This is a genomic window from Celeribacter sp. (genome assembly GCF_048259695.1).
GTDB lineage: Bacteria > Pseudomonadota > Alphaproteobacteria > Rhodobacterales > Rhodobacteraceae > Celeribacter.
Window position 1 is genome coordinate 1 of record NZ_JBLXHL010000032.1, and the last position, 8669, is coordinate 8669.

Below are 8669 nucleotides of genomic sequence, written 5' to 3' on the forward strand. Positions count from 1 at the left end.
CCTGCACGATTGTCACGAGGTGTTTGAGGTCGCGGCCGAGGCGGTCGAGCTTCCAAACGACCAGGACATCGCCTTTGCGCAGAGCCTTGAGGCATGCATCGAGGCCCGGCCGGGTGTCACGCTTACCTGAAGCCTGATCTTCGTAGATCCCGTCGACTGCCACGCCCGCTTCGATGAGCGCGTCTCTCTGCAGATCAAGGGATTGACTGCCGTCAGCTTTCGAGACCCGGGCATATCCTATCAGCATGGGGCTATCTCATACGGTCGTTTGTGATGCTGTTTGGTGTGGCCTTGCATATCCGGACCCAAGTAAATCTTAATATGTATCGAAATCAAATATACACAAACGCTCTATAGAAAGCAAAAGAACTATGGCGCACCGCACCATCCTGACCGCGCGCCAACGCGCGGCGCTGTTCGACCTTCCGACAGACGAAGCCAGCATTCTCTATCACTACACGCTGTCGGATGACGACCTTGAGCACATCAATGTGCGCAGGCGTTCAGAGAACCGGTTCGGGTACGCGCTACAGCTATGCGCGCTGCGACATCCGGGCCGCCTGCTATCGTCTCGCGAGGTGATCCCTGAGCCCGTCGTCCGGTTTGTTGGGGCCCAATTGGGCATGACCGGGGATGAGATCCTTCCCTACGCCGCTCGGCGTCAGACCCGTCAGCAACATCTTCACGACCTCCGCCAGCTCCACGGTTTCAAGATGTTTTCCGGTCACCGCGCACGTGAGCTGAAGGCTTGGCTTGCGGGTGAGGCGGAGAACGCGGCCACCAACCATGATTTGGCCCGCCGGTTTGTCGATGAGTGCCGCCGGACCCGGACCATCCTTCCGGGTGTATCCGTCATCGAGCGCCTCTGTGCGGATGCGCTTGTCGCGGCGGAACGCCAGATCGATAGCGCCATCGTGGACCGACTGGATGATACCCTGAAAGCCCGCCTCGATGGCCTGCTTACGGAAATGGTCGAGGGCAAGGTCAGCCGGTTCGTCTGGCTGCGCCAATTCGAGGTGGGGCAGAACTCGGCTGATGCCACCCGCCTGCTCGACCGGCTGGAATTCCTGCAAGAGATGAACCTGTCGCCTGATATTCTCTGGGGCATTCCACCCCATCGGGTGAGTCGCCTGCAGCGTCAGGGTGAACGCTATTTCGCTGATGGCCTGCGCGACATCAGCAGTGATCGCCGCCTGGCCATCATCGCGGTCTGCGTGGTCGCGTGGCGTGCGGCGCTTACGGACGCGGTGATCGAGACCCACGATCGGATCGTCGGCAAGACATGGCAGGGTGCCAAAAAGCTCTGCGATGCCAAGATCGCTGACGCTAAAACGGCGGTGCAGGACACCCTGCGCGCCTTCAAATCCCTTGGTGCCGCCTTGCTCGACGCCAGAAGTGATGGCGCGCCCTTGGATCAGGCGACGGAGCTGGGGTGTGGATGGGAGCGGCTTGAAGGGTTGGTTGCCACTGCCGCCGAGCTGACGGACACGATGGCCGCTGACCCCTTGGCGCATGTCGGTCAGGGCTATCACCGGTTCCGGCGCTATGCCCCACGCATGTTGCGCGCGTTGGATATTCAGGCGGCGGGGGTCTCTGCGCCCTTGCTACAGGCCAGCACGCTGATCGCGGACGATGAAAGGCCCGAGGAGCGACCGGTTGGCTTCCTGCGGCGCAGCTCGAAATGGCATCGCCATCTGAATGCCCAGGAGGAAGACGGCCACCGGCTCTGGGAAGTGGCGGTTTTGTTCCACCTGCGGGATGCCTTCCGCTCAGGCGATATCTGGGTGCCGAATTCCCGGCGCTACAGCGATCTGAATCAGGCTCTGGTTCCCGCCGAGGCAGTGAAGGACATACCAAGACTGGCAGTACCGCTTGACCCGGAAGCCTGGCTTGCCGATCGCAAGGCACGCATGACCGGCGGCCTGGTGCGGTTGGCCAAGGCGGCGCGTGCGGGGGCCATCCCCGGCGGGTCGATCGAGAACGGCATCCTGCAGGTTGATCGCTTGAGCGCAGCCGTGCCCGACGAGGCGGACGAGCTTGTGCTTGATCTTTACGACCGGCTGCCCGCCATACGGATCACCGAACTGATGCAGGAGGTCGATACGGATATCGGCTTCACGGAATCCTTTGTAAGTGCGCAAACCGGCGCGCCCTGCAAAGACCAGATCGGCATGCTGACGGTGCTCCTGGCTGAGGGCCTGAACCTTGGCCTCAGTAAGATGGCCGAAGCGACCAACACCCATGATTACTTCCAGCTCTCCCGCCTGTCGCGATGGCATGTGGAGAGCGACGCCATCAATCAGGCCCTCGCCATGGTAATTGACGCGCAGTCTCGTCTGCCCATGGCCAAGTTTTGGGGTGGTGGCGTGACCGCCTCCAGCGATGGGCAATTCTTCCCCGCCGCTCGACAGGGCGAGGCCATGAACCTCATCAACGCGAAATATGGCTCTGAGCCAGGCCTCAAGGCCTATACTCATGTCTCCGATCAGTTCGGGCCCTTCGCGACCCAGAACATTCCGGCCACCGTGAGCGAGGCACCCTACATCCTGGACGGGCTGTTGATGAACGAGGCGGGGCGGAAGATCACAGAGCAGTATGCCGACACCGGCGGGTTCACCGATCACGTCTTTGCCGTGACGTCGCTGCTCGGGTTCCGGTTCATCCCGCGTATCCGCGACCTGCCATCCAGACGGCTCTACCTCTTCGACCCGGCGTCAGCACAAAACGAGCTGCGCAGCCTGATCGGTGGCAAGATCCGTGAGGGCCTCATCGCCCAGAACTGGCCCGGCGTCCTGCGGTCCGCGGCCACCATGGTGACGGGCGCTATGCCGCCCAGTCAGTTGCTCAAGAAGTTCGCGGCCTATCCGCGCCAGCATGAGCTGGCCCTGGCGTTGCGCGAAATTGGCCGCGTCGAGCGTACGCTCTTCATCATCGAATGGCTGCTCGACGCAGACATGCAGCGCCGGGCCCAGATCGGCCTGAACAAGGGTGAGGCCCATCACGCCCTTAAAAACGCCCTGCGCATCGGGCGGCAGGGCGAAATCCGCGACCGTACCGCCGAGGGGCAGCACTATCGCATGGCCGGTCTCAACCTGCTCGCCGCCATCATCATCTACTGGAACACCAAGCACCTCGGCCAGGCCGTGGCCGCGCGGCAGCGGGCGGGGCTGAATTGTGACCCCGCTCTGCTGGCGCATATCTCGCCGCTCGGGTGGGCCCACATCTTGCTCACCGGCGAATATCGGTGGCGGCGGCAAGTGGGGGCAAGGTTGTGAAGTAATCAGCCCTATATCTTGCCGCATTCACAGCCACAAAACAGGCGATCCACGCTCATCGCCACAACGAAGGTGGTCAGAGGGCTCAAAAACCGGGGGTAAAAGACGGGAGCGGGAGCCTTAGGGTGTCATTCTGCACTCAGCCGGAATCGACCCCTGCAACCGCTCTTCTCCTTCCACCGAGATTACGTCCCATACTTCATAGAAAACAGGCTGAGTTCCATCAGGAGCCGTTATGTTGGCAACTCTTTTAATTCTAAATTTTCGGTGGCCCATGTCACCCTTCCTTACTGAAGACGTTCTGCGATCCATAGCTTGATAAGGGATTGCCGCGTCACGCCAAGGTGCCGAGCCTGCTTGTCCAGGCCCTCGACTACCCATGCCGGAAAATCCACGTTCACGCGCTTGGGCTGGTCATTCGGGCGGCGTGCCTGGGACCAGTCGATTGCATCGCTCACGTCCTCACCGGCGTCGAATTTCTTGTCGAACTCAGTTGCCTTCATAGTAGCTGATCTCCTCTTTTCTGGCGCGGCGCACCGAGATGATCCGCACCGCATCACCTCGCGGTGTCCAGACGGCCGCCCAATGCTTGCCCTCAATCTTCCCAATCGAGATGAAGCGCGGTTCATCCTCGGTCTTGGCGGGCGCTTCGAGCATCCACGGGTCATCCCAAAGGGCCTGTGCCTGATCGAAGTCGATGCCATGCTTCGACAGATTCGAGGCACTTTTGGCGGGGTCATACTCAAAATCCATGCGTAAATATGGTATAGTAATTATCCATTTTCAAGCATGTTTCTATGCGACCACCGCCGCCAGCCCGGCCCTCCGATATTCGGAGGTCTCCGGTCCGAGCTGGCTCCGCGCATCATTCCGACCGGCCCTCAAATGGCAGGGGCGGGATGGTGCGCAGCCGCCCCTTGGGCGGCTTCCGGCGGGAGGTCCAGGAGGGCGCAGCGCCTCCGGCCCAACGGCAATTAGCGGAGCGGCTCGCAGAGAATTGCCTAGTGGGTTGTCATTTGAAATGACAATTCTGTCGCTCTCCGCTATCACCGTCCCATGTTCAAGGCAGCGATCCGCGTCAACAAGTTCACCAGCATCGCCCAGCTTCGCGGGGCGTCCCTCCATGCGCAGCGTCACGACGAGACCGGCAAGGCGCGGGTCCGGGACGATGCGGAACCCGGCTTCGGTCTTGCCTGGTCGAAGGCCGAGAACGACCGGGACTATCTCGCCGCTTTCAAGGCCCACAAGTCTGAGCTGGGGGCCGGCGAACGGAAAGGCTCGCCGCTCTGCTTGCAGGCCATCTGCGTAGTGTCGCCGGAATGGGTGGAAAAGGCCGGCAACCTGCACGACCCCGACAACCCGCATAACCGCCAGCTCTTCGACCAGGCGAAGGCATGGGCCGAGAGCTGGGGCGGCGAGGGATCGGTGATCGCCACACGCCTCGATCTCGATGAGAAGGGCGGGGCCGTGGTCGATGTTCTGGTCTCTCCCGTCCGGGAAAGCCGGGGCAAGCCGGTGATCTCGACCAACAAGGCGCTTCGGGAGCTGAAGGAGGCCACGGGCGAGCGAAACGAATACTCCGCCTTGCAAACGTCCTGGGCCGACTGGTGCCGCACGAATCTGGACAGCGAAATCGTGCGCGGCACCCGCAAGGAAATCACGCAGCGCCAGCACCTGTCGCCGGAAACCTATGGGGCCGTCATGGACAAGGCCCGTGAGAGCGTCAAAGCGCCCTCTGAAGGCCTGTGGGATGCCATCAGGGATGCAGACCTCTCAGAACGCCAGACAGAGGCCCTGAGCGGCCTCCTGGCGCTCAAGGGGGAGATTGCCCGCCACAGGGCCGAAGGAAGCGCCTACGAGCCTCCCAGGGGCGCTCTGACGCTGGATCGGGTTGGTGGGGACACCAGCACCGATCCCTGGCCCTTCATTGAGGCGATCAGATCCGGGGCAGAACGGATCTATGACACCGCGCATCGTTGCGGTGTGGGACTCCGGGAAAATATGGGGGATCGGTATGAGGCCGGGCGCGATCTCTTCCCCAGCCTGTCCGACCGGATGCACTTGGCAGCAGTGGTGGCGAAGTGCGGGGCGTTCATGGCGAGGATGGAAGCTGCGGTGAAGAACATGCTTCGGCCTGATGTTCCCCAGATCGAGGACAGGACCTGCTGGCCACAAGAAGCATCGGCAGAGGTGGAGCGTCACGAGATGAACCTTGGCCTGACAGCTCCCGCGGTTCAGGAAGAAACCCGGTCAGAACGGGAAAACAATCTTACTGACCGTGCCAGCCGGGAACGGGATCGAGGGTCCAGCCACGGTCTCTGACCCCTAGTGTTAATAGTGTTACCTACGGAGTATGTTACGGGGCCTGAAATCACCCCTAACCTACTGCTAGGGAAACAGGAAACTATCCACAGGGTTCCGAAACTAACGAACCTGGGTTCCGAAACTAACGAACCTGGGTTCCGAAACTAACGAACAGATTCCGCCCCCAAATCGGGTCCTGATATAACGAACTTGACGAGCCGCCCGTTCCTGGCCGATGCTGGTTCCCGATATAACGAATCCAACCAGGCGAACGGATGCCGCTGCTCCCCGACAGACACCCCCAGAAGGACTTTTTCATCCTCGACATCTCCGATGTGGTGCCGAAGGACGACATGGCCTCGATGGAGCATCCGCTGTTCTCGCTCGCCACCAAGCCGGACATGCGCCACCTTGAATATCGCGGCGGTGACAACCGGCTGAAAATCGTGCCGTCCGGGGTCGGCCTGCCCACGATCTTCGACAAAGACATCCTGATTTTCTGCGTGAGCCAGCTCATGCACCGCAAGAACCGGGGCGAGAAGATCGGAAAGCGGGTTCGCTTCAGCGCCCGCGAGCTGATGGTTACCACCAACCGCAAGACGGGCGGGATCGAGTATCAGCGCTTGGAACAGGCATTTCAGAGGCTGATCGGCACCACCTTCCAGACCGACATTCAGACCGGGAACAAGCGCGAGACACGCTTTTTCAGCCTGCTGGAATCGGGCAGCGGGTTCGTCATGAAGGAAGAAGGCAAGTGGCGGCTCGACTACTGCGAGGTGATCCTGTCCGACTGGGTGATGCGCGCGATCGAGGGCGACGAGGTCGTGACGATCTCGAACGACTACTTTCGCCTGCGTCGTCCACTTGAGCGCCGCCTGTATGAGATCGGCCGCAAGCATTGCGGGGGCCAGCCGAAATGGCAGATCGGTCTCGCCAAGCTTCAGGAAAAGACCGGCAGCAATGCCCCTCTGAAGAAGTTCCGGCTGAACATCCGCCAGATCATCGAGGACGATCACACGCCGTTCTATCGCATGGAGCTGACCACCGAAGACCTGGTGATTTTCCGCCCGCGCTCACCGCAGAGCGAACTCTTGCCCGAGATCAGGCTTCCGGGGTGGGCCGAGGACAAGGCGAGGACCATCGCCAGGGAGAAAGGCCGGGACTACTACGCCCTGCGTTCTGACTGGCTGGCATTCGCCAAGAGCGAAGCCGCCAAGGGCAACCCACCGAAGAACGCGGGCGCTGCTTTTGTGGCCTATTGCGGGAAGCAGGATAGCTTGCGTTAGCCGGGCCTAACCCTGCCTCGATCAGGTTCCATTGGCGTTGCGCCACGCAACGCGATACCCTGTTGCGCAACAAGTAAAAGCAACGAGGCGCAACGGCATGAAATATTCACTCTCAGAGGCCGCAAAGGCCACCGGAAAGAACAAGACAACAATCCATAGGGCGATCAAAAGCGGAAAGATATCAGCCATTAAGGGAGATGGTGGCTCATACGAGATTGATCCGTCAGAGCTGCACCGGGTTTTTCCGCCCTCTGCTGCGCCACGCGATGCGCAACACATGCAGAGCAACGATACGCAACAGGCAAAATTTGCTCCCAAAAGCAGCCACATAGACCGTGTTGTTGAGCTGGAAAAAGAATTGGCGGTCGCCCGTGAGAGAGCCAACGGCCTGGAAGCCCAGAAGGATCAGATGGCAGATACGATCAACGATCTACGGAAGCGCCTGGACAGCTCCGAAGGCCGCGTGACAGCGCTTCTGGCCGACAACAGGCCAAAGCCCGGTCTCCTATACCGCTTGTTCAACCGATAGGGCTTGCTGAACGCATCGTCATAGTGACGCTGTAAGCCACCTGTCCGGCCTGCCCCCTGATTTCCTCTAAAGCACTAGAGTTCATCGCCTCGGCTGTCAGATCGGCAATCCTTTCGGGGTCCACTTCGTCCAAACGCCCCAAGTCCTTAAGCTGACGGACGACAAACGCAGCCCCCATGCTGAACATTTCAACATGGGTTAGCTTAACCCCAAGAGCTTGGACAGTACCGTCAAATGCCCCCAAAGCAGCCGCGGAGAATTCTTCATCATCCACGTCACGCTTGATCGCGTTTAGGAAGCTGACATGCGCGATACCGGCTGCAACGTACAGATCCTCGCGCCTTTCCTCATCCGATGCCTGCTCACTTAGGTGGGCAAAATCGTGCTTGGTGCTACCGCTGTCTATCGCGAACCCTTTAGTCCTTGCTTCGTGTATCCATGGAAGCTGTTTCCCTTGGGTCCACCTTTGCGCGCGGTCTTGAGCAAAGCGGATAGCCTGATTGTCAGCATCAGCATTTGAGTGTTTTGTGAATAGCTTAGCAACGACACCGTTTGCTTCATCTGGTGTTGCACCGCCGTCTAAGGCATCCAAAAAGTGCACGGCTCGCACAAATCTTTTTGCTCTTTTCTGGTTGCTTCGCCAAAGCCAGAAACCCGCTACGACGATGACGAGGACAATCCACATATTTCGGGCCTATGCTCTTTCTAAAATTACTTCACTGACAATGGCCTGAGTTTGCCTCAGCCCATTTTTCGGCTTCTTCCTTCGTTTGGAAGGCGAGGTCCGCATTTCGGTGCAAGGGGTCGATTCCGGCTGAGTGCAGAATGACACTCTAAGCGGCCAGGACGCGTCTTCCGTTCTCTCTGAGTTCCCCGTTGGGGCCGACATATCTGTAAATTGTGACGGGCTTGACGCCGAGTTCTGCGGCGAGCTGCGAGACAGAGGTGTCGCGGTTCGACATGGCCGCCTGCGCAAGACGTACCTGGGCTTTTGTTAGCGCGAATTTACGCCCCCCTTTTCGGCCCCGCGCCCGAGCGGCCTTGAGGCCTGCGATGGTGCGCTCGCGGATCAGTTCCCGTTCAAATTCTGCCAAGGCAGCGAAGATGCCAAAAACCAGCCGTCCTGCAGCTGTGGTCGTGTCGATCTGTGCGCCTTGGCCCGTGAGGACGCGCAGACCGATCTCGCGATCGGTCAGCTCCTGCACGATTGTCACGAGGTGTTTGAGGTCGCGGCCGAGGCGGTCGAGCTTCCAAACGACCAGGACATCGCCTTTG

9 protein-coding genes are annotated in these 8669 nt (G+C 60.1%); 4 read left to right on the top strand and 5 right to left on the bottom strand.

Annotation, left to right across the window (positions count from 1 at the left end):
- Nucleotides 1-247, bottom strand: a 247-nt coding sequence (locus ACN0Q0_RS16795) for a recombinase family protein (RefSeq protein ID WP_417244411.1), incomplete at its 3' end; no start/stop codon positions are given.
- A 124-nt stretch (nt 248-371) separates the two neighbouring features.
- On the opposite strand from ACN0Q0_RS16795, the gene ACN0Q0_RS16800 reads away from it, so the two are divergent.
- The gene (locus ACN0Q0_RS16800) at nt 372-3275 is read left to right on the top strand and encodes a Tn3 family transposase (RefSeq protein WP_369000070.1); all 2904 of its coding nucleotides are present in this window, start codon (nt 372-374) and stop codon (nt 3273-3275) included.
- Between the two features lie 287 nt (nt 3276-3562).
- Here ACN0Q0_RS16800 and brnA read toward each other — a convergent pair whose 3' ends face one another.
- Complete coding sequence (gene brnA / locus ACN0Q0_RS16805) at nt 3563-3778, bottom strand: type II toxin-antitoxin system BrnA family antitoxin (protein WP_152453475.1); 216 nt, start codon at nt 3776-3778, stop codon at nt 3563-3565.
- Nucleotides 3765-4028: a BrnT family toxin gene (locus tag ACN0Q0_RS16810; RefSeq protein ID WP_134079808.1), complete on the bottom strand. Its 264-nt coding sequence runs from the start codon at nt 4026-4028 to the stop codon at nt 3765-3767. Before ACN0Q0_RS16810 ends, brnA begins: the two co-directional genes overlap by 14 nt.
- Nucleotides 4029-4331: 303 nt before the next feature.
- Here ACN0Q0_RS16810 and ACN0Q0_RS16815 point away from each other — a divergent pair, with 303 nt between their 5' ends.
- From ACN0Q0_RS16815 to ACN0Q0_RS16825, 3 genes are all read left to right on the top strand, one after another.
- Nucleotides 4332-5597, top strand: a complete 1266-nt coding sequence (locus ACN0Q0_RS16815) for a hypothetical protein (protein WP_417244412.1) — start codon at nt 4332-4334, stop codon at nt 5595-5597.
- 257 nt (nt 5598-5854) lie between these two features.
- Nucleotides 5855-6865, top strand: a complete 1011-nt coding sequence (locus ACN0Q0_RS16820) for a replication initiator protein A (protein WP_417244413.1) — start codon at nt 5855-5857, stop codon at nt 6863-6865.
- Between the two features lie 97 nt (nt 6866-6962).
- Nucleotides 6963-7394, top strand: a complete 432-nt coding sequence (locus ACN0Q0_RS16825; protein ID WP_417244414.1) for a helix-turn-helix domain-containing protein — start codon at nt 6963-6965, stop codon at nt 7392-7394.
- Here ACN0Q0_RS16825 and ACN0Q0_RS16830 read toward each other — a convergent pair.
- Entirely contained in the window at nt 7384-8079 is a 696-nt protein-coding gene (locus ACN0Q0_RS16830; protein ID WP_417244415.1) for a hypothetical protein, read from the bottom strand. The genes ACN0Q0_RS16825 and ACN0Q0_RS16830 overlap by 11 nt on opposite strands.
- A gap of 148 nt (nt 8080-8227) precedes the next feature.
- Nucleotides 8228-8669 (bottom strand): recombinase family protein (locus ACN0Q0_RS16835; protein ID WP_417244416.1); only part of this gene is annotated, 442 nt, incomplete at its 5' end.